This window comes from Vibrio chemaguriensis (genome assembly GCF_012275705.1).
Taxonomy (GTDB): domain Bacteria; phylum Pseudomonadota; class Gammaproteobacteria; order Enterobacterales; family Vibrionaceae; genus Vibrio; species Vibrio diabolicus.
In genome coordinates, this window is record NZ_SHOE01000034.1 from 1 (window position 1) to 21,238 (window position 21,238).

Sequence of the window (21,238 nt, forward strand, 5' to 3'; positions counted from 1 at the left end):
ATTACGCCTACTGATACATATTGATGCGAGATCCCTCACGGTTGAGCCGTGGGCTTTCACATCTGACTTTTTTTTTTTTGAGATGTGTATAAGAGACAGACTCCAGACAAAAGACATGAGGCACTTGAAATAAACAAGACGAAAGAGAGAACAAATAATCGTTTAATATGCTTTGGAACTTTATCTCTCTTCTCTAGCATTTTATACCGTTTCGCATGAAACTTGCTCAGAAAGACAGTGCCATATTGTAGGACACCTTGACCTGATAAGAATATATTCAGAGTGTAGTATCGGACTCCATTATCAAGAGTATCTTCAAGATACTTCAACCAGTTGGATTTCAAATAAATAACAAACAAAACCCAAGTGAATATACCTAAAATTCCAACCGTAGTCAGATAAATAACTAAATCTGATGCTAAACTGATATCTTCCATCTTCGACTACTTATTAAGTTGAGTTTTATATAATTCTGTTCCCAAATACTCACCAGTCGAACCGCCATATTTTCCTTTTAAGTACTCCCACTACAAAAAACACTTTTTGTGAGTAATAATGACACTCTAACTCAATTTTATGCAACAAAGCCACTATGGAGTGATAACTTTGAGCTGAGTTCAACAAAAACAACAACTTCTATGCAAGATAAATCTCTTTTAGCATGATGATCAGATCATTGATGATTACTAAGGAAGCGGGATAGAGTAAATGTTTAACTACGTTATATTGTGTTACAAACCAATTCCTCAGTAAGTATCAATATCTAGTTGTTAGCTTAGATAACTGAAACAAAAAAGCGTTGTATAAACAACGCTTTGTAGTTAATTAGATGGACGGTTACACCGTTGGGACTGACGCTCGCCACGCTTGGTTCTGACTATCTGAGATAGAACGGAACAAGTCACGTAGCTCTTTCAATAAACCTTCTTGGAAACCAATGTTTTCATCGGCTTTCTGTTTGGCTGCTTGTGCGCGAGTCGCTTGTACTTCATCATCTTTGCTGCGCGCTTGCGCTTTGGTTTGCTCTACATTCGATGCTGAGTTTGCCATCTGGCCCAAAGCTTGAAGAATAGCGTTCTTCGCTTGGTTTGAGCTCATCAACTTATCGAACTTACGGCCACCACTTGTCAGCTGCGCTGTCGTGTCTGCGATATTGTCTTTCGCTAGTGAGTGCGCACGCTTAACCTGATCTTGCTGAGTTTTAGACAAGCTATTGTTATTCAATAACTCTTCTGCTTGATCGAAGCCAGCTTTTTGCGTTTTCAGTACATTATTGCTCGCCATTTCATTCTTGATTTCTTTCCCTGCTTTGAAAGAGCCAAGGGCACCAATAATTGCGGTAGCACCCGCTAATACACCCGAAACGACTGCCATCGCGATCATCGCACTTGCCGAGTTGTTTAGTTCTGCCGCTTGGCTTTCTAAACTCGCGACGTTTGCTTCAACAGCAATTTCACGTTGTAGCACTTGCTGCTCACGGCTCAGCTTTGATACTTGATACAACAATGTTAATAGCGTCAACGATTTTGATACCGCATCTGATGGTGACTTGATCACCTCCTCACCGTTAAGCGCTTTCATCGTTGTGCTCATTAATGAGCTCACCGTCGGTGCAAGAGCGCTCATTAGGTTTGCAACAACTTGAGCTTGGTTACTCACTGTAGGAGCTTTAGGCGTCTCTAACTGGTAGCGTGCTGCACCAGAAGCACCTGACTCACTTTGGCTTTTAATAGCGCCTGCTTCAAGCTTTGTTTCCGGCGCTTTTTCTGCTTTGTTGGTTTTAATGGTATCGCCTAAACCATACAGTTCGCCGCGTCCCGTTCCGCCTACTTTATCTAGCATAATAAACTCCTTATACCGTTGCAGGACGGCTTAACACCGTTTGCATGGTTTCACTTTTCGCTTGGATCATTTGCATGATGACGCTCATCAGCTCTTGGAAATCTTCCATCAACTTGCCAATTTCTTCTTTAAGCTTGTCGATGACGGCCTGGCTTAAGGTCATTTTGGCGCGAAGGTCCGTGATATCTGCCTGAATCTCAGTTACGTGAGCATTGTTAGCGGCATGAACACTGTCCGTAGCGCCTTTACCTACATTGACGGCAATATCGACAGTTTCTGCTCCGTAACGAATCGCTTTTGCGGTCGTTGTCGCGGCTTTTGAGCCCATGTCCGCCACTTTCGCCATATTTGCAGCTGTTTTCGTAGCGATTTCTGTGACCTTTTGAGCTATCTTGCCAGCACCTTTTGCTGCAAGTTTCGCGATACCGCCAGCTGCTGCACCACCAAACGTCACAACAGCTCCGATAACCGCGACTGCGATTTCTAATGCCATTACGACTTTGTTTAGCACATCGACATTTACGCCCGCTTCTTTTAGCGCATCTTGAACGGCTGGCTCTTGCAGCGCCATGCTCACTGCTCCCATGACGCCACCAGCGATCATAAGAGCACCAGCTGCTGCACCAACACCCGTTGCCACCATTACGGCACCAACAACAATAGAAACCACCGCACTGATCCAACCAAAGATCTTCGCTGCTAAGCCTGATTTTTGGGCTTCTTTTGCAGCGGCTTCCGATTCTTTGATTTTGTCTTGGTTTTCCACCATCTCTTTTTCGTGCTTAGCTTTTGCGACCTTCACTTCCTGAATTTTCAGCTCGTTTTGAGCACTTTTCAGTTTATCCGTGATAGCAGCAAGCTCTACTTCAAAATCATCAGCAGAACCTGCGATGATTTTGACTGCAATCGAACCTGTTTGATCTGCAACTGCATGGAGAGATTTTGCAATGGTATCGACGATCTTTTGCAGCTGTGCCATGGCTTTTAGCGTCAAATCATTCACTTTGTCGCTAACAGCTGCGTTAGGTGCATCTAACTGAACTTTTACTTTTCCGGTGTTCAGTACATCTGCATCTTTACTCTTCACGTTTTCTACCGTCACAGAAGGCGTCGCTGTAGACGCCGTTTTCTGCACGTTATCTAACGTGGCTTGGCCAGATTCAGGGCTATAAACCTGTGTCTGGATGCGGTCAAGTGCAATAGAACTCATAGTCTAATTACTCCTTTTTATTTCTCACCGCTTCTAACATGATGCCTGCACGCTCATGCAAATCTGCATATTGTGATTTTCCGGCAGACATCTCCTTCGCGCTGTAAAACCCACTCTCTGCTTCTGTCAGTTGTTCCAGTTTCAGGTGACATTCAGCAGAGTGAAAAGGTGGACGTGGATCATTTACGTCCACTAGCGCTGCGTAGCTGTAGGCGTCTATTGCCTGCAGATACTCACCCAACTCCTGACGAGCCGCGCCAAGGCCAATGAAAAATCGCGCCTGATAATGATCAAGCATGCTGAGTAATTGAAATACTTTCGCTGCTTGCTCAATCTTTCCCGATTGGAAAAAGTTGTAACCTACGGCATAAATGTGTTCGATGGTGTCCTGAGACACATCGTGCAACATTTTTAGAGTGCCTCCCTCTTCCAGAAAAGACAGCAGCTCTTCTGCTTGCATTTGGGATGGATCGGTCGCGTTTGTTTTAGTCATGGTTGGTTATCCTTAAATGGCTCGTAGGATTTCTTGTAAAATACTGTGGTACTTCTGAACAAACTTGTTCATTGCTTCAACGGTCGAGTTGTATTGGGAGCTTGTATCATTTAGCTCTGTCGTTTTGATTTGAACTTCGTCGTTGAGTAGTTTGGATTTGTCACTGACCGAACTGGAAAAGTTAGATAGTTTTTTCGACTTCTCTTCGTCTTGGTACGACGCACCATCACCGATAGTAATACCTTGTTTTTGAAGAAAGTCTCGATGGTTTGTTATCTTATTATCCGTCAAATACTTGTACTCAGGTGAAGCTTCAAAATCCGTTTGATTACTGTAGTTAAAGTCACTCGCTTTGAAGTTACTTTCTGGATCTCCCGGTTTATAAACTCCATCAACACTTTGCGTAGAGTGAATTTTCGACTGAACAACACCAAAGATTTTTAGTTGCACGGTTAAATCTTGCAGTGCTTCCTTTTGCTCGTTACGTTTCTCTAAACGGTTAACACGACGCTCATTTAGTGCAAGCAGCACTTGCTCATCAAAGCGGTCGCCAATGCTAGACTCAACGACAGCCAGCAAATCACGAGCCGTTAGAGAGTGCTCTGCTCTCACCTCGCGATCCGCTTTCTCTTTATCGGTGATATTGAGTAGACGCTCTTTCAATGCCCCTAAGTTCTTGCGCAATGCCTCGTATCGCTCAGTAAATGAAGCCCCGGTAGATTCACCTTTTACTATTTTTTCAAACTGTAATCGGATATCTCGTTCGGTGTTTTCTTTGATCAAAGTAACTTGAGCTGGCGTTATTTGTGTCTTTTGGACATCGGCTATCGCGCTGTCCTGGTAAAAGTCGTCGATTTCTATATTTGTTAAACTCACCGCGAAGTTGGCGAACAGACTAGAAAGGGTCAAAGGCTCGGTTCCACCAATAACAGTGTTAAGTGCTGCTTTTAGGTTGTTTGTTCCAGCCGCATCCCCATAAGCTGCGCTATATTGGCCTTTCACTTGAGCGGCCATTTCATCTAACGCTTCTTTAAGCTGCTGTTTAGAAATACCAGGAGTCCATGTAATTCTGTTAGCTAGCGCACTTGCGTCATCGGTGCTTAAAGTAATACCGATGCCTTGAAAACTACTTTTTAATTGAGCTGAGACTTGAAGAGCGAAACTCTCTTTAGTCAACAGGAAATCCGAGCTCTTCAGTTGCGCGAGATTCACGGAACCTAAGCTACTAAAGGCATTGCGAAGAAAAGAAATAGAAGCATCTCTCACTTCACGGGAGCCCATTTGATTAGCAAGCTCTGCAACAAAAAGAGAAATTTCTTTGGTGGCATTAGCCAGTTTTGTCTCGGATAGGTTGGCGATCTGCTCCGCTTGGTTACTCTGAGTCCCCAGATTAAATTGACTAACAAACTCAGTAGATAACGAGCTATCTACGTTTTCCGTGAGTAACTTACTAAACCAAGCCTGAAACTGATTTGATAGTGTTTGGTTTGTTTGAGCATTGAACTCGGCTGCGGTTAATTCGCCATCTGAGTTAGCACTTTGTAGCGACTTTATCCAAACAGATGCGGTGTCGGTCAATGATATACCAGCAAACGCATTATTTTTCGCTTTTAGGTTTTCAAGTGTATCAACATAAAGCGCGATGCTTTGTGATTCCGTTTGTCCCGAGATAGTTGGCAATGAAGAAATTAGAGAGGCAAGTTGCTGAGTCTCTGCTTCACCCAGTACAGGGGTAAATGCCTCTATCAAGTTTTGTTGGAAAGTGGGTAATGGTGCACTACTCGCAGCTGTGTCTGTTGCTCCTGTCGTAGAGCCAGTCGTTTTCATATTCGTCATTTCCAAACCTCTAAATCATCATGCCGCGCATCACTGTAGGACGCTTTCTGCGTTTACCTGACGTACCTTGTAGCTGATTTTGTTGTTGCCGGCGGCGCTGGACTTCGTCTATTAGCTCTTGCTCTGCACGTTTCATGGTATCTACTGGCGCTTTTATGCCGCCAAGTAAAACATCACCCGCAACAGGACCAACACCTAAGCCTTCCAATAGCTCGTTAAAAATATCGGTTCTGTCTTCAGCTTTTCTAATGGCAAGCTCAGCGTTCTCAATCGCATCGGTAAACGGTTGCTTCATCTTGATTCCTATCTTAAAGCGGGTCATCTCATCGGTGCTGTCAGTAACAGTCGTGAGTTTTTACTTTTTCAACTTTTTCAAAGGTCTATAATCTGCTAGGCGTAAACAGTACCAGTCGTCTAGCTCATCATGGCTTGCACCGCATGCTTTTAGATAGAACTGGGCTAATCGCTGACTGCTCATATTGCTGCCACGTAACACATCGACGTTTCCGCGAATGACCCAATCGGAGGGATAAAGTTGAACAGCATGCTCAGCTAAGAGAAATAAGCCTGCAAAAGGGTTACTCAACCCTAGGTTTGGATGCACACGTTTCAAAAGAACGATGATGATTTCACCGTCCTCCACACGAAAAACGAGCTCTAAACCCTCAACTTCAATTCGATAACCAAGTTGAATTTCACTTTGTTGCCAAAAGTATGGCGTCACTTCGATCCCCGCTTGCGCAAGCGAGAGCATTAGTTTTGTTTTCATTACATCCCCACCCTTCCAAGTGGCTGAATATTGATTTGCTGAGTTAATTCTTGAAATGACAAAACGGGCAGATCGTAGTATTCCGATTCAATAAGCTTTCGCACATATCGGCGTACATCCATAGACACAACTAACACAGGCTTATTCGGCATGCGGCTTAAATCACCAATGGTCTGTTTCACATCACTCACAAATTGTTGAGTTACTGACGGGTCTAACGCCAAGTAGCTCCCTGCAGAGGTTTGACGAATACCGCTGCGTATTGTGTCTTCGAGACTTTGATCCAATAAGTAAGCGGGCAACATGTTTTGTCCACTCGCGTATTTGTAGCAAATGTAACGTTTTAAGCTGGAACGAATGTACTCCGTCAGCTGTACAACATCTTTCTCTTTTTGGCCCCACTCAACCATGGCTTCCAAGATCACGCGAAGGTTTCGGATGGAAATATCCTCAGAAACCAAGCGTTGCAAGATTTCCGTCATTTTTTGTAACGGGACAATGCGCTGGGCCTCTTTAACTAGCTCCGAATAACTGCCTTCCATCTGCTCCAATAGATAACGCGTCTCCTGAATACCAATAAAGTCTTGTGCGTACTCCTTGAGAACATGAGACAAGTGGTACGTTAAAATTCTGTCGGGTGTGAGAAAGCCGACATGGCTAGTCGTGAGTTTTTGCTCGTAACTTTGTGCCACCCAAATGCTAGAAATACCGGGTAGAAAATCTTCATCTTGCTCATAAGGCACGCCTAATAAGTCGATCTGCTCATTCCCTTCTGTCACCAAGAGTTGGTCTTTTACAATTCGTCCTCGTGCAACCGGAACTTCTTGTAACTGAATTAAATATTCGCCATTTTGCATCCCCTCGTTAAAACGCAGGTGGATACCCGGGAAAGGCACGCCGAGGTCGAGATATAGTGCGCGCCTCACCCTTGCTAGCTCTTCATTCAATGCGACCGCTTCCAAGCTTTCCTGAAGGCTCGCGTCAAGATCAATCAAGAGTGGGACCGTCATGGCAAACTCTTCTTGCTCACCTAGTTTGCCTTTACTGTTTCTAGATGGGGTTGGTTTGCTTGGCTTCGCTGCTGGTGAACCCGCCCCTTGCGAAACAAAGCTTGATAAGTCGGTACTATCTGATTCAGCCTGTTTTTTCTGTTGATAAAAAAGGAAGAAACCACCACCACCAACCACTGTGGCCAAGACCAGAAAAGTAATTTTTGGAAAACCAGGAATCAGTGCGAACAGCACCAAAAGCACACCGCCAATAAGAAGCGCACGTGGCTGAGCAATGACCTGCCCACCAATGTCCGAGCCGAGATCAGAAGAATCTTCATGAGAAACACGCGTCACGATAATACCGGCCGTAATCGCGATAAAGAGTGCCGGGATCTGCGATACCAAACCATCGCCAACGGTTAGAATCGCAAACAACTCAAGTGCTTCAGAAGCACTCATGCCTTTTTGCGTTACCCCGATCGTGACGCCACCTAAGATGTTGACCACAATGATGACCAAACCAGCAATGGAGTCGCCTTTAACGAACTTCATCGCGCCATCCATCGAGCCATACATTTGGCTTTCTTTTTCAATCAGTGATCGTCGGTGTCGTGCTTCGTGTACGTCAATCACCCCAGCGCGCATGTCGCCGTCAATACTCATCTGCTTACCAGGCATCGCATCAAGTGAGAATCGCGCACTAACTTCTGCAACCCGCTCCGAGCCTTTGGTGATAACCATAAACTGGACAATAGTAATGATCAGGAAAACAACAATACCGACCACTAAGTTACCGCCCACGACAAAGTTACCGAAGGTATAAACGATTTGACCAGCATCGCCTTGCAGCAAGATCAAACGGGTTGTCGTGATGGATAAAGACAAACGAAACAATGTCGTGATCAGTAGCACTGCGGGAAACGCTGAGAACTCAAGCGGCGTAGTGATGTAAATCGCTAACATAAGCAGCACCACCGCAATGCTCATGTTGGTGCCAATCAGCACATCCACCAGCGCGGTAGGCAGTGGCAATATCATCATAAAGACGATCGCGAGCAACATCACAGCAAGCATAATGTCTTTACGTTGCCCTACCTTGTTTAAAATATCGATCAACTTATTCATGTGATTCACTATTTAAAGATTGCAGATAGCGTCGGTGCGCTTGGCGTGCCCCATCGACGTCATTTTGTTTCCAACGAGCTTGGCTTAAGCAAAACCAAAGTCCTGCCGAATCAGGTTTAAGGTCGGATTTTAATAAGTGCTCACATACCTCAACAGCACGGGCATATCGACCACTTTGTAAACACGCCACTGCGAGCGTTTGCATCGCCTCTTTGTGTTGCGGGTCTATCTCTAAAACCGCATCGAGAATAGATATGGCATGCTCTGGCTTTTGGTATTGAACTTGTAGTGCAGCGTGAACAAGCAAGAGTTCAATGTCTTTGGATCTCAACATGTTGGTTAGACCTGGATAAGGAGATTGAGCGCCATAGTGAGGTAACGCTGATCAAGTTGCGTACTTTGTAGCGTTTCGGATGCTTTGATAAAAGAAGCGGAGCCTGAATCCTGTGCAAGAACTTGCAACTGAGCCAACGTTTCATCGAACTGTTGGCGGTACTTTTCTGGACGCAACAATTCTGAGTGCAACAATTTTGGCTTGGTTAACGCGATTAGGTATTGGTCTGAAGGCCTGAGGTCATAGAGCTTCTCTAAATGCGTAGCGACCGCCTGCCCATCAGGAAGTAATTGAAACCGCTCAGGGAAATCGGCCTTAACCTCACTATGCGTAACATGCGTGAAGGCTTCTATGCCTACGTTTAAAGTGCTTACTCGAGTCATGAGCTTGCCACATCGTTATGTAGACGAACCAAAAGCGTAAACGCTTGTTCTAAAGTCGGAAGTGTGACCTCTTCTCCGTTTAACCTCGCGGAAAAAACCAAAGTTTGCTCATCTAACAAACCAGTTTTAATTTCGAAAGGCCAGCCTTGATCGGCATGACACAAACTGAGGGCGCTTTGAATGATGTCACTGGTTTGATGCCAAGATAACGCTTGAGACAACATCAAGAATAGCTGTTCTCCGTGTCGCTCAATATGTAGTGTACCGCTTTGCTCAAAATCCAGCTGCACCCGTCCAGCTGATGAGAAATCGACGGCATCGAGCCCCATTCCTCGGCAAAATTCATTGACGGATGCATCAATCCAACTCATCTTCCCACGCTTCCTCTTCTTCTATATCAATGGCTTCGTCTAGCGCCTTTTGTACCGCTTGTATTAAATTCTGTCGTTGTTCTTCATCGGCGAATACGTCAATTGGGATTGCGCGAACTAACTTATGGAACTCCCGAAAAAAATCGATTTTTTGTTGTACCGCCGTCAATTCCATTGCGTTAGCGACTTTCCAAATCTCATCACTGCTTACCCATCGCTGCTCTACCAACGCAATCACATCAGCCATCAAATTAGAAACTTGATAAGCCATAACTCGTCCTTTCCGGTTTAAACATTTGGAACAACTGACTCACGCGATCTTGCAACGTATTTAGAGTTTTGAGTTTTTGCATATCGGACATCAACCACTGCAACTTAACAGAGTCGATACTGCTGCCTTGAACACTAAGATCTGCACTCATGCCTTGCAGCATAAAGTCAACAGCGGTCGATACCTCCTGCTCACCAAAGCGCGCCACTACGTCTTGATAAGCAGCGCCGAGCCCTTGATAGCTATGAACGGTATCGCGATAGAAACCGCGCAGCTGATGTAATGAGCTAAACTCTTGCTCTTGGCTGTACTCATCAGCAAAGTTTGAGACGCGAATTTCCGTATCAATTTGAGCCCAAGAATCTGGGTTTTGCTCGATTCTCAGAATCGCTTGGTCAATCAGCGCTAGTAGATGTTTACTTTCTGGGCTCGCACTCAAAAACTTTTTAACGGCTTTTAACGCAAGGTATTGATGGCTTTTCTCCTCTGAAAATCCATTCAAATAAGCTTGCAATTGAGCGATGGTCGAGATATTTCCTCCCGCCATTTTTGCAGCCAGATCTTTGATCTTTTGGTTCTTTTCAAGATCAGGGACTTTTCGCAGATAGTCAGAAACGAGTTCGTGCGCTTCATTAACTCGAACGCCACTGTCTTTCACTTTACGCTTGGTCAAATCTTTTTCTGCTTTTTCGGAACCGAGTGAAGTGAGCTCTTCCATCGCATCAAAAAGTGATTGTGTGGCATTGTGAACACGGACCGTTTCACCGCGATAATTGCCTTTTCGTGAAGCGTCGGTACGAGACGATTCCAACCCGTTTTGGATAGACGCATCAAACTTTGGGTTTGTTGCGATATGATTGTTGATAATACTCATTCACTTGCACTCCTTCCGTACAATACAGGCGAATTATAGGAAGTGCGCTTTCTCGAAGCTGTCAAAATCAGACGTGTTTTTTTAGTGCGTTTTCAGTTTTCTAAAAACTCCCGACTGATATTCACTATAAATACCCCCTCATCCTTTCTATCCTCCCAACATCAATCATTGCGCATATTTTTACCTTGAACGATTTCTCATACATCACTGATATCCAACAATCTGCGATCAGGCAAACTCGTCTGATCCAAATTCGCGGGCGCGTTACGCAAGTAACCGGCACCATCATCAAGGCCGTTGTCCCCGGCGTTCGTGTTGGTGAGCTGTGTGAGTTGCGTAATCCTGATCAAACTCTGTCTTTATTAGCGGAAGTCGTTGGCTTTCAACAGCATCACGCTCTGCTCACACCGTTAGGAAATATGTTTGGGATTTCCTCAAATACAGAAGTTAGCCCAATGGGAAAAATGCATGAGGTCGGCGTTGGCGATCACCTATTAGGTACAACGCTTGACGGGCTTGGGCGTCCTTTCGATGGTACGCAAAGTCAGGAACCAAGTGCTTGGTATCCGGTTTATCGCGATGCACCGCCACCAATGCAACGTAAACTGATTAAAAAGCCAATCTCTCTTGGGGTTCGATCCATTGATGGACTACTGACCTGTGGTGAAGGTCAGCGCATGGGCATTTTTGCAGCGGCGGGCGGTGGTAAAAGTACCCTACTGGCAAAACTGATTCGATCCGCAGACGTCGACGTGACCGTTCTCGCCTTGATTGGTGAACGCGGACGCGAAGTACGAGAGTTTATTGAGCATGACTTGGGCGAAGAAGGAATGGCCAAATCGGTTTTAGTGGTCGCGACATCCGATCGCCCGGCCATGGAACGTGCCAAAGCCGCTTTTGTTGCCACTTCTATTGCGGAATATTTTCGTGACCAAGGTAAACGCGTGTTACTGCTGATGGATTCTGTAACGCGTTTCGCCCGCGCACAGAGAGAAATTGGCCTAGCCGCAGGTGAGCCACCAACACGACGTGGCTATCCGCCTTCCGTTTTTGCCGCTTTGCCAAAGCTGATGGAACGAGCCGGTCAATCTGACAAAGGGTCAATTACAGCGCTGTACACCGTGTTGGTTGAAGGCGACGACATGACAGAACCTGTCGCCGATGAAACTCGCTCCATTTTAGATGGGCACATCATTCTCTCGCGCAAACTTGCGGCAATGAACCATTATCCCGCCATTGATGTACTCCGATCAGCAAGCCGCGTGATGAATCAAATCGTTGAACCTGATCATCAGGCGTCTGCTGCTCACCTTCGCGAAATGTTAGCCAAGTACGAAGAAGTTGAGCTACTGATAAAAATTGGCGAGTACCAGCATGGGGCAGATAGCCGAGCAGATATGGCGATTGCACAAAGTGATGATATACGCGCCTTTTTACGTCAAGGAACGCATGAGCCAAGTGATCTTGATGGTGCTATCGCTCAACTAAAAGGGATGGCGAACCAATGATCGAACGGTTATTAGAAATCAAACAAATTCGAGCTGAACGTGCGGATAAAGCCGTTAAACGCCAAGAATACCGAGTATCAAATTCGGCAGCACAGGTTCAAAAGGCCGAACGTTCCGTAGCGGACTATCACGTTTGGCGTCAGGAAGAAGAAGAACGACGTTTTGCCAAAGCAAAGCAACACACACTCGTTCTCAAAGAGTTGGAAACATTGAGACAAGAAATCGCGTTGTTGAGAGAGCGAGAAGCCGAGCTTAAACAGCGTGTTGCCGAAGCAAAAAAAGCGCTTGAGTACGAACGTTCGGTACTTAAAGAAAAACAAAAAGAGGCACAGCAAGCCCATAAAACCAAAGAAAAATTCGTTCAGTTGCAACAACAAGAACTCGCGGAACAGTCGCGAGAAAGACAATACCAAGAAGAACTCGAACAAGAAGAGTTTCGCACTGTCGATATTATCTAAAGGTTCATTATGCGCATTACTCCAACAGAAGAAACACCGAATACGCTGTACAAATCAACGCCAGAAAAAAAGCCCCTGGAGCGAGAGGCTGAGCTTCAATCACAGTTCGAGCGTGCAATGACGGAGAAACCTCGCAAGGAAGAAGAATCTACCGTTGCGAGCAAAAAAGACACTCAGAGCAGAGACGAGAGCCTTCCGTTAAGACATGAAGCATCTCAAAGCCTAGACAAACAATCGAAACTTTCTAACCAAGAAACCAGCACTCATAGAAATACCGCTACATTAAAAGACAAAAGTGACACTGTGACCAAAAATAATGTAGAGAAGCACGAAAGCTCTTCACTAAATCGCGAAGAAAGCCTGATTGAAAACAGTAAATTGCATGAGAAAGATAAGAAACTTGAGAGCGATCAGGCTCCAAGCTCATCCTCGATTGAGCGAGTTGGCCCCCATTCTCAAGCACAAGCTTCTCTCGACGGTTCTCTCCCTAAAAAGGCCGTAGGGAAATCGCTCGCTCAAGATGCAATTAACAATGCTAACTTCACGACGAAACAAACCGAAACGACACACAATAAGCGTGCAACGCAGCGACTACAAGACACAGGCAAACTAACAGATAAAACCGATAGTCGTTCTGAAACTAAATCGCTTGAGAAAGTCGAGACGAAAAGCGCACTAGTGGCCGTTAAAGCGGATGACGAAAAAGCAGAACCTCAACACCTTGCGAGCGCGGCAACACAAGGCGATGTCATTTTAAAGAGTGTTGCTTCACAGGCTCAGCCGGCCCCTGCTCGAGACGTAAACACGTTACTCCAACAATTGGTGGACAAAATCTATGTTTCGCTGCCAACCGCATCGGACAACAAAGAGGTTCGGCTGTTTCTGAGTGAAGGACAATTAAAAGGTGGCGAAATCCACATCAAGTTGGACGCGCAAGGTTATAGCGTGACGATTCGACAAGAGCATGCCCTTTCCATTATTAGCCAACAAGCTAGACAAGATCTTGCCGAACGCCTAAATCGATTTGGCGGTGATCAGCCACTTCGTCTAGCGATCAGCGAACAAACTCAACAGCTCGATCAACAACATGAACAACAACACTCACGCCAGAAACGTAGCGTGTATGAAGAATGGCAAGCGGAGAATGAACTATGACGCCGTTAACGATACCCAAAGTCGATTCAGACAGTATTGCGCTCAGTAATCAACTTTGTGCAAAGCAATGCCATTTCCAAGGGGCTGATGGTCAGAGCGTATCGATTACTGTTTCTCAAATCCCTTCATTTGAAGGATTCCGTTTAACCACGTTGATTGGAGGGCAAACGATCCAAGTGGATTTTTGTCGTGCGCAACTCCAGAAATGGCTTGAGTCTACTCTGAATGCCACTGCATTCGAGTCACTGCCCAACTCGCTCCAGTTAGCACTTTTGAGTTCTCAGATTGAACCGCATAGTGAGGCATTCAAAGCACTATTTGGTCAGTTGCCCATTCTTAGCCAGTTACAACCGTTAGAGTCGAGCCAAGTTCAAGAGCATACCTTGATGTTAACCCTCAATAAACCTAACGGCTCTCTTTGTTTGTGGGTTAGCGAAGGAGCAAACGTGCTGTTGGATGCACTACCAAACAGCGCTGCTCTTCAGGCGCGACATCTCGCTTTACCTGTGTGGTTAAGCCTTGGAAAGACCCATTTAATGTTAAGCGAATTTAATTCGCTCGAACTGGGAGATGTGATCTTTTTTGACGATTGTTATATCGCCCAACAACAAGCCATTTTTCAAGTATCTAACCAGAATCTCTGGCGCTGCCAACTGGATGACCAAATTCTTCACATTATTGAAAAAGAAACCAATATGAATGACGTAAACACTTCAGAAATGTTAACCGACCACCAGCAACTGCCCGTGGAACTCACGTTTGATATCGGCCATCAAACCATCACGCTAGAACAGCTTAACCAGCTTCAGCCTGGGTACGTATTCGAGCTAAACCAACCTGTATCTAAGCCGGTAACATTGCGTGCCAACGGCAAAATCGTCGGTGAGTGTGAACTGGTTAATGTTAATGAGCATTTAGGTGTGCGCGTACTGGAACTGTTTGGTGGCACGCAGGAGCCAGCATGATCCAGTTACCTGACGAGCTCAATCTCATTGTCAGCTTAGCACTGCTGGCACTGATCCCATTTATCGCGATGATGGCGACGTCGTTTGTCAAACTCGCCGTTGTATTCTCACTGCTGCGTAACGCTCTCGGTGTACAGCAAATTCCACCGAACATGGCGCTGTACGGATTGGCGATCATTTTGTCTATTTTCATCATGGCTCCCGTCGGTTTTGAAACCTACGACTACGTAAAGCAGCATGATATCTCCCTCGAAGATTCTGCAAGTGTAGAAGGCCTCATTGAAAGCGGTTTACAGCCTTATCGAGAGTTTTTGAAAAAACATATTCGGGAAACCGAAGCCATATTCTTTACCGATGCTGCGCGCACATTATGGCCTCAAAAGTACGTGGACCGTTTAGAGTCAGATAGCTTGTTGCTGTTGCTGCCAGCGTTTACGGTCAGTGAGCTTACCCGTGCTTTTGAAATTGGCTTTCTATTGTACTTACCGTTCATCGCTATCGACCTAATTGTATCGAATATCTTGCTCGCCATGGGCATGATGATGGTATCACCAATGACCATCTCTCTCCCTTTCAAATTGTTGCTTTTTGTCTTGCTTGACGGCTGGACGAAACTCACTCACGGCTTAGTGCTGAGTTACGGTTAATCACGGAGAAAGTATGCATTCTGCAGAAATCATTCATTTCACGACTCAAGCATTAACCCTAGTTTTGTACTTGTCGTTACCGCCGATTTTAGTCGCAGCGTTGGTTGGTACATTGGTGTCGCTTATTCAGGCGTTAACTCAGGTCCAAGAACAAACGTTAGGCTTTGTGGTCAAGCTTATCGCGGTCATTATTACGCTGTTCGTCACAACGCAGTGGCTAGGGGCAGAGCTCCACGCCTTCGCCTCGCTTGCCATGGATAAAATTCCTCAAATACGATGAGTTATCACGACTTACACCAGGCTTTATTTTTGTATAGCCTGACGTTACCTCGGTTAATGGCATGCTTCATCTTTTTGCCTATTTTGAGCAAGCAAATGCTAGGCGGCACCATGGTGAGAAATGGTGTGCTTTGCTCACTCGCACTGTTTATATTTCCGATGATTAATCAGCAAAGCTTGCCCGCAGAAACCGACGGTATTTGGCTGATAGTGATTTTGGGTAAAGAGGTATTAATTGGGCTATTGATCGGGTTTGTTGCTGCTATCCCCTTTTGGGCAATAGAAGCGGCTGGCTTTCTGGTCGACAACCAACGTGGTGCCGCCATGGCAAGTATGTTTAACCCAACGCTAGGCTCGCAATCGACGCCAACCGCAGTGTTGCTGACCCAAACGTTGATTACCCTGTTCTTCTCTGGCGGGGGCTTTGTCACTTTTATCTACGCGTTATTCAAAAGCTACACATCTTGGCCGATCGTGGACTTTTTCCCAACCGTTAGCGATGCATGGGTAAGCTTCTTCTACGCGCAATTTGAACAGCTTATGTGGCTTGGTGTGTTGATGTCCGCTCCATTAGTGTTGGCAATGTTTCTTGCTGAGTTTGGTCTGGCGCTTATCAGTCGTTTTGCACCGCAATTGAATGTTTTTTTCCTTGCCATGCCAATAAAAAGTGCCATCGCGAGTGTTTTACTGATCGTGTATCTCGGGCTAATGATGGATCACTTTGAAGTGCAATTTTATGGCATTACCCGATTCGCAGAACAACTCAATACCATTTGGCAATAACGCTTAGGATTCTTTATGAGCGCAGAAAAAACAGAGCAACCCACCGCAAAAAAGTTACGCGATGCCAGGCAGAAAGGTCAGGTAGCCAAAAGCCAAGAAATCGTATCGTCTGCATTAATTTTGGCGCTCATAATTGTACTGTTTGCGTTCGCCGATTATTACATGTCGCACATCTCAGCGCTTATTCTCCTACCAAGTAAGCTTGCTTATCAGGGCTTCCAAGATGCGCTAGTCGATGTCGCTATTGCCATCGCTAAAGAAATTGCCTATCTACTCGCCCCGATTATTCTGGTTGCTGCACTCGTCGCCATCTTTTCCAATATGGGGCAGTTCGGCTTCCTATTTAGTGGCGAGTCCGTTAAACCAGATATCAAAAAGATCAATCCCGTCGAAGGTGCCAAACGCATTTTTTCGCTTAAGAGTGTGATCGAGTTTATCAAGTCGATCCTTAAAGTCTCTCTTCTTTCCTGCATTATCTGGGTGACCTTACGCGGTAACATCAACGCTTTGATGCAAATTCCAACTTGCGGGCTAGAATGTGTCCCGACCATTACTGGCGTCATGATTAAACAATTAATGATTATCTCTTCGGTAGGTTTCATCGTCATCGCTGCAGCTGATTTTGCGTACCAAAAATTTGACCACACGAAGAAACTCAAAATGAGCAAGGACGAAGTGAAACGCGAATACAAAGAAATGGAAGGCAGCCCTGAAATCAAAAGTAAACGTCGTCAGTTGCACCAAGAGCTACAAGCCTCCAATCAACGCGAAAACGTTAAACGTTCTAATGTATTGGTTACAAACCCAACACATATAGCAGTTGGTCTTTATTACAAGAAAGGCGAAACGCCCCTGCCCGTCATCACCTTGATGGAAACCGATGCGGTAGCCAAACGTATGATCGCAATCGCTAAAGAGGAAGGCGTTCCTGTGATGCAAAAAGTCCCTCTTGCTCGCGCACTATACGCGGACGGCAACGTCGACCAGTACATCCCAAGTGATCTTATTGAAGCAACCGCCGAAGTGCTTCGTTGGTTGGCATCATTGGAGTCGGATAAGGCGCTGAACTAACATGATTTCGAGAGTAAAGGCTATCGTACGAAGAACGGTTATCACTTTTCTATACGTAATGATATTTTTAAATATGTCATCCTTCGCTATAGGTTTCAGCATATCGAATTTGCCTACTTTTGCTTGTCTCAATGAAGCACTTGGTTCATGAAAAGTCGTGTTTACTAACGTCAATAGTGGTACTGTACTGGACAGTTTTACTTTCACCTCTAAACCACCTAAGCTCGGTAATAAACCACGCCAGCCACAACAAAGGTGGATTTTTGCTTGGGTTGATTTATTTATGCGCATATCTACCGAAAAGAAACGAACTCGAATAATCAAAGTTGCCACTGACCTTTTTATAAAACAAGGTTACAAAGACACATCACTCGATCAAATCGTCGCGATTTGTGGAGGCTCAAAGCAGACGTTATATCGCTATTTTTCGAACAAAGAAGGGTTATTTGTTGAAGTTTTAGCATACAATACAAAAACCAGCTTAGAGTCCGTCTTCCAGCTTGCCGACAAGCAATCGGAGCCTTTACAAGAAACATTGAATGACTTCGCCAAGAAGTACCTAAAAGGTGTATGCTCCAATCCTATGCTATCACTTTATCGGATCGTTTCGGCTGACTTCAACAAACATGATTCCGTACCAAATCAATTCTGGCAGACAGGGCCGCATCGCATTCATCAATACCTCATCGACTTTTTAAAGAGTGAAACTGTCAGCTCACAACTCGATGTTGAAAATGCCGACCTCGCTTGTGAGCAACTACTTGCATTAATTAAACTTGATTACCAGAACATGGCACTAATTGGCTTCGATTTTCCGACAGATGAAGAGTTAGATGCACATACGAAAAAAGCGGTCACCGCCTTCCTAAATCTATACCAAAGGTAAACTCACTGAATATAAAAGGGAGCATCATCGCTCCCTTGTTGTTTCTATGGCTTAGTGAATCTCTCGCTTCGCCGCCAGTTTTTTACCGATTATTAAGATTGGCTCGAGAGCAAAGACCGAGATAATAAACATCAATAATGAATTACTCAGTGCGAGAGTGGTCGCCTGCTCTTTGACAACAGAACTAATTTGGCTCATTCCTAATGCCGAATTTGGCAAGTGCCCATGAGTCAGAATCGTACTGCTCAACGCATTTTTATAAGCACCAAAAGCATGATTCACATCATCTAGCGTTCGGCCAATCTCTCCAGCGGCTTGTGCACTATGGCTTTGCATTACCCGTGAGAACACGGCACCAGCGATCACACCGCCAATGGTACGAAAGAGGTAGAAATTGGCAATACCTTCTAAGCGCTGCCCGACATTGAAGTACATCAATACTGCAATGGTCACAGACACATTCAATAAGCCGACACCAAACCCACGCAACATCATCGGAACGGACAAAGATTCCGTACCAGCAAAGCTAGGTAACTGACTAAACATATGTACCGAAAGTATAATCATCACCACACCAAACGGGACGACTGCATCCGCTAATGGACGGCGGAAGTAATACACCAGCACACTGACTAGCATACCACCTAGCATGGCATAAAATGCCGGTAATTGGGCACATCCAGCATTAAGGTTGTTGTACTGCAACGCCATTTTCAAAAAGCTAGTAAACAACACATTGCTCGCCATAACAGCAAAACCTGCCAAAAAAGCGTTGTACATAAAAACATTAGTTTTCAACTTACTATGCAGCTGTATTGATGCTGTATTTAAAGGACTGGTTTTCACAAAGTAATACACCACTAATAAAGTCAGAGCTGCGGCAATCGAAGAGGCTTTAACAAACCATTCCGAGTCAAACCAGTTGTAATAACTGCCTCTCATCAATAGAAATACAACGATACTTATTGTCAGGGCAAAAACTAAATAAAACCAACAGCCCGACTTGGCTTCGGCCTCGATTTGAATCGACTTAGGATTGTAGATGCATGCAATTACCAAGGCAGAGAAGTACAGCCAAGCCGACACGACACACAACAGTGACCAATCAAAGATTTCGACAATATTGGCCACTACCCAAGGGTAAGCGCCGATCGGTAGCAAGGTTGAAAATACTAGCGTTAAAGCAATAATGGCAGGTAGCCAACGCTGTTCAAAGAAGTGGAGCAAGTAAAGGTTTAATACCACCATTAACATGCTCATAAAAAAGCCACTCGAGAGCCAAGTCAGAGTGAACACCAGTTCTTGCTGTCCGCCCCAGTAAAGGACAAGACTGCTCGCTAGACCTACCAATAAAATGGCATGTAAGAGAATTAACGTACCCAATCTACGCACCAATATTGGTGTGAATATAAAACCTAATACCTGGGTAATCATAAAGCCGACTTTAACCAGAGCAACTTCATCGACAGATAAGCCTGACGTTGCCGCCATCTCATACGATAACTCGGTAAACATCACGGAGTTAATACCAAAAGCAGCAATCGCAAAAAGCGTCAAAATCAGCAGCGGTGAACGTTTTTCCATTGCAGTTAACCTTGTGCCGCGGTCTCGATCGTTACTTCTGCAGACAACCCCGGATAGACTCGTTGACTCAACTCTTGAGGGATCTCTAGCTCAATACGTACTGGTACACGTTGTACTACTTTTACGAAATTGCCTGTCGCATTTTGAGGTGGCAATAAACTAAACTGTGCACCAGTCGCCGGGGTTATCGAAGAAACACGGCCATGCAATGGATGGTTTGGAAACATATCCAATACTACTTCAACCTCTTGCCCAGGCACAACGTTCTCAAGTTGTGTTTCTTTAAAGTTTGCCTCTATCCAAACATAATCTGGCACCATCACGATGAGCCCCATTCCTGGTTGTACAAACTTGCCGACTTGCACTTGTCTATCTGCCACATAGCCATCGAATGGTGCACGCACCGTGGTTCTTTCCAGTGAAATATTAGCTAGTCGTAAGTTTGCTTCTGCTTTTTTACGCTGTGCTGTCAGTTGCAACTTCTCAGTCATCAATGTGTCGAGCTGTTTTTGCTCAGCAGCTAAGCCCAATTTAGCGGTTTCAAGATTACTGCTTGCTTCAATAGATCGCGTTTTTTGTGCTTCAAACTGATTTTTGCTCACAGATTGCTTTTGTACCAAACGAGAAAGACGTTGAAACTCCGCCGCTTGGTGTTCGGCATTTGCACTCGCGCGGCGAATACCTTGCTTCGCCTGCTCAATTTTCATTAACTGCATATCCGTTTTGATTTGATTTGCAGTAAGCTCAGATTTCGCAACATCTAGTGCTGCTCGAGCAATTTCTTGGTTGGCAATAAAGTCTTCATCATCAATGACAAACAAAGGAGTTCCTTCTCTTACCCACTGGTTATCTTTGACAAAGATTTCGCTTACTTGCCCCCCAACCTCAGGTGAAATGGCCGTAACGTCTGAATGAACATATGCGTTATCCGTCATTACAGTATTCGGCTGGTATAAGGCACAGCCAGCAGCAAATAACGAACCAACAACAAGCGACAAGGCGATAACTTTCTTCTTCATGTTTGAAACCCATTTTATGATTTTCACAAACTGTACTGTACCGTACAGTTTTAGTAAAGATACATTTGATCATTGCCAATCAAAAAAGATCAATCTCATTGATTTATCATGAACTTCTTGAGAAAAGTGTTTTGAATGAAGAGAATTAAAACCTAACCATCTGTAATGTAGATAAAAAAACACATTTAAACTGAATAAATAAAGAGAGGACTGCAACTCCCCTACCTTTATTGAAGCCAGCTCCCCAACTCGGCGCATCAATCGCAAACAACTTGACTGGCCAAAGTTTTCGAAGCTACCTCACCAATTTTCATTAGCATCTCAATCTGACACATCAACCCAACGATAAGCACAAGCTAGTAGCATTTTCTTCAAACGAATTT

General features: G+C 44.9%; 23 protein-coding genes. 9 read left to right on the forward strand and 14 right to left on the reverse strand.

What is annotated here, in order from left to right:
- Nucleotides 1-837 precede the first annotated feature (837 nt).
- The 12 genes from vopD to sctW are packed head-to-tail and all read right to left on the reverse strand — an operon-like array spanning nt 838 to nt 10,500.
- Nucleotides 838-1,842: a type III secretion system translocon subunit VopD gene (gene vopD / locus EX191_RS21080; protein WP_193448428.1), complete on the reverse strand. Its 1,005-nt coding sequence runs from the start codon at nt 1,840-1,842 to the stop codon at nt 838-840.
- A gap of 10 nt (nt 1,843-1,852) precedes the next feature.
- Nucleotides 1,853-3,052, reverse strand: coding sequence for a type III secretion system translocon subunit VopB (gene vopB, locus EX191_RS21085; protein ID WP_046874932.1), 1,200 nt, complete (start codon nt 3,050-3,052; stop codon nt 1,853-1,855).
- 7 nt (nt 3,053-3,059) lie between these two features.
- The gene (vcrH, locus tag EX191_RS21090) at nt 3,060-3,545 is read right to left on the reverse strand and encodes a SycD/LcrH family type III secretion system chaperone VcrH (protein ID WP_005377258.1); all 486 of its coding nucleotides are present in this window, start codon (nt 3,543-3,545) and stop codon (nt 3,060-3,062) included.
- Between the two features lie 12 nt (nt 3,546-3,557).
- On the reverse strand, nt 3,558-5,381 hold the full coding sequence (locus tag EX191_RS21095; protein ID WP_279287061.1) for a virulence-associated V antigen: 1,824 nt from the start codon (nt 5,379-5,381) through the stop codon (nt 3,558-3,560).
- A 10-nt stretch (nt 5,382-5,391) separates the two neighbouring features.
- On the reverse strand, nt 5,392-5,676 hold the full coding sequence (locus EX191_RS21100; protein WP_005395092.1) for an LcrG family type III secretion system chaperone: 285 nt from the start codon (nt 5,674-5,676) through the stop codon (nt 5,392-5,394).
- Nucleotides 5,677-5,736: 60 nt separating this feature from the next.
- Nucleotides 5,737-6,150 (reverse strand): LcrR family type III secretion system chaperone, encoded by a 414-nt coding sequence (locus tag EX191_RS21105; RefSeq protein ID WP_193448430.1) that lies wholly within the window; start codon nt 6,148-6,150, stop codon nt 5,737-5,739.
- Complete coding sequence (gene vcrD / locus EX191_RS21110) at nt 6,150-8,276, reverse strand: SctV family type III secretion system export apparatus subunit VcrD (RefSeq protein WP_101911963.1); 2,127 nt, start codon at nt 8,274-8,276, stop codon at nt 6,150-6,152. Before vcrD ends, EX191_RS21105 begins: the two co-directional genes overlap by 1 nt.
- A complete protein-coding gene (vscY, locus tag EX191_RS21115) occupies nt 8,260-8,601 on the reverse strand; it encodes a type III secretion system chaperone VscY (protein WP_005395110.1) in 342 nt (113 codons plus the stop codon). Before vscY ends, vcrD begins: the two co-directional genes overlap by 17 nt.
- A gap of 5 nt (nt 8,602-8,606) precedes the next feature.
- A complete protein-coding gene (gene vscX, locus EX191_RS21120) occupies nt 8,607-8,984 on the reverse strand; it encodes a type III secretion system protein VscX (RefSeq protein ID WP_005377246.1) in 378 nt (125 codons plus the stop codon).
- Nucleotides 8,981-9,355 carry a type III secretion chaperone SycN gene (gene sycN, locus EX191_RS21125; RefSeq protein ID WP_046874927.1) on the reverse strand — a complete coding sequence of 125 codons (375 nt, stop codon included), beginning with the start codon at nt 9,353-9,355 and terminating at the stop codon, nt 8,981-8,983. Before sycN ends, vscX begins: the two co-directional genes overlap by 4 nt.
- On the reverse strand, nt 9,342-9,626 hold the full coding sequence (locus EX191_RS21130) for a TyeA family type III secretion system gatekeeper subunit (RefSeq protein ID WP_012841775.1): 285 nt from the start codon (nt 9,624-9,626) through the stop codon (nt 9,342-9,344). Before EX191_RS21130 ends, sycN begins: the two co-directional genes overlap by 14 nt.
- Nucleotides 9,607-10,500, reverse strand: coding sequence for a type III secretion system gatekeeper subunit SctW (gene sctW / locus EX191_RS21135; protein WP_048626445.1), 894 nt, complete (start codon nt 10,498-10,500; stop codon nt 9,607-9,609). Before sctW ends, EX191_RS21130 begins: the two co-directional genes overlap by 20 nt.
- Before the next feature lie 185 nt (nt 10,501-10,685).
- On the opposite strand from sctW, the gene vscN reads away from it, so the two are divergent.
- From vscN to EX191_RS21180, 9 genes are all read left to right on the forward strand, one after another.
- Complete coding sequence (vscN, locus tag EX191_RS21140) at nt 10,686-12,008, forward strand: SctN family type III secretion system ATPase VscN (RefSeq protein WP_167426535.1); 1,323 nt, start codon at nt 10,686-10,688, stop codon at nt 12,006-12,008.
- On the forward strand, nt 12,005-12,466 hold the full coding sequence (locus EX191_RS21145; protein WP_193448431.1) for a type III secretion protein: 462 nt from the start codon (nt 12,005-12,007) through the stop codon (nt 12,464-12,466). The genes vscN and EX191_RS21145 overlap by 4 nt, the downstream gene beginning before the upstream one ends.
- Before the next feature lie 9 nt (nt 12,467-12,475).
- A complete protein-coding gene (locus tag EX191_RS21150; protein WP_193448432.1) occupies nt 12,476-13,621 on the forward strand; it encodes a type III secretion system needle length determinant in 1,146 nt (381 codons plus the stop codon).
- Nucleotides 13,618-14,586 (forward strand): type III secretion system cytoplasmic ring protein SctQ, encoded by a 969-nt coding sequence (sctQ, locus tag EX191_RS21155; protein WP_046874924.1) that lies wholly within the window; start codon nt 13,618-13,620, stop codon nt 14,584-14,586. The genes EX191_RS21150 and sctQ overlap by 4 nt, the downstream gene beginning before the upstream one ends.
- Nucleotides 14,583-15,233, forward strand: coding sequence for a SctR family type III secretion system export apparatus subunit VscR (gene vscR / locus EX191_RS21160; protein WP_005377232.1), 651 nt, complete (start codon nt 14,583-14,585; stop codon nt 15,231-15,233). Before sctQ ends, vscR begins: the two co-directional genes overlap by 4 nt.
- Before the next feature lie 13 nt (nt 15,234-15,246).
- On the forward strand, nt 15,247-15,513 hold the full coding sequence (gene vscS, locus EX191_RS21165) for a SctS family type III secretion system export apparatus subunit VscS (RefSeq protein ID WP_005377227.1): 267 nt from the start codon (nt 15,247-15,249) through the stop codon (nt 15,511-15,513).
- Entirely contained in the window at nt 15,510-16,295 is a 786-nt protein-coding gene (sctT, locus tag EX191_RS21170) for a type III secretion system export apparatus subunit SctT (RefSeq protein ID WP_031780447.1), read from the forward strand. Before vscS ends, sctT begins: the two co-directional genes overlap by 4 nt.
- Nucleotides 16,296-16,310: 15 nt before the next feature.
- Entirely contained in the window at nt 16,311-17,366 is a 1,056-nt protein-coding gene (vscU, locus tag EX191_RS21175) for a SctU family type III secretion system export apparatus subunit VscU (protein ID WP_047009817.1), read from the forward strand.
- Nucleotides 17,367-17,649: 283 nt separating this feature from the next.
- On the forward strand, nt 17,650-18,252 hold the full coding sequence (locus tag EX191_RS21180) for a TetR/AcrR family transcriptional regulator (protein ID WP_047009923.1): 603 nt from the start codon (nt 17,650-17,652) through the stop codon (nt 18,250-18,252).
- Between the two features lie 51 nt (nt 18,253-18,303).
- Here the strand turns inward: EX191_RS21180 and EX191_RS21185 are convergent, their stop codons facing one another.
- Both EX191_RS21185 and EX191_RS21190 read right to left on the reverse strand, forming a co-directional pair.
- Complete coding sequence (locus EX191_RS21185) at nt 18,304-19,836, reverse strand: MFS transporter (RefSeq protein WP_193448433.1); 1,533 nt, start codon at nt 19,834-19,836, stop codon at nt 18,304-18,306.
- Nucleotides 19,837-19,841: 5 nt separating this feature from the next.
- Nucleotides 19,842-20,855: an HlyD family secretion protein gene (locus EX191_RS21190; protein WP_104974067.1), complete on the reverse strand. Its 1,014-nt coding sequence runs from the start codon at nt 20,853-20,855 to the stop codon at nt 19,842-19,844.
- Nucleotides 20,856-21,238: the final 383 nt, after the last annotated feature.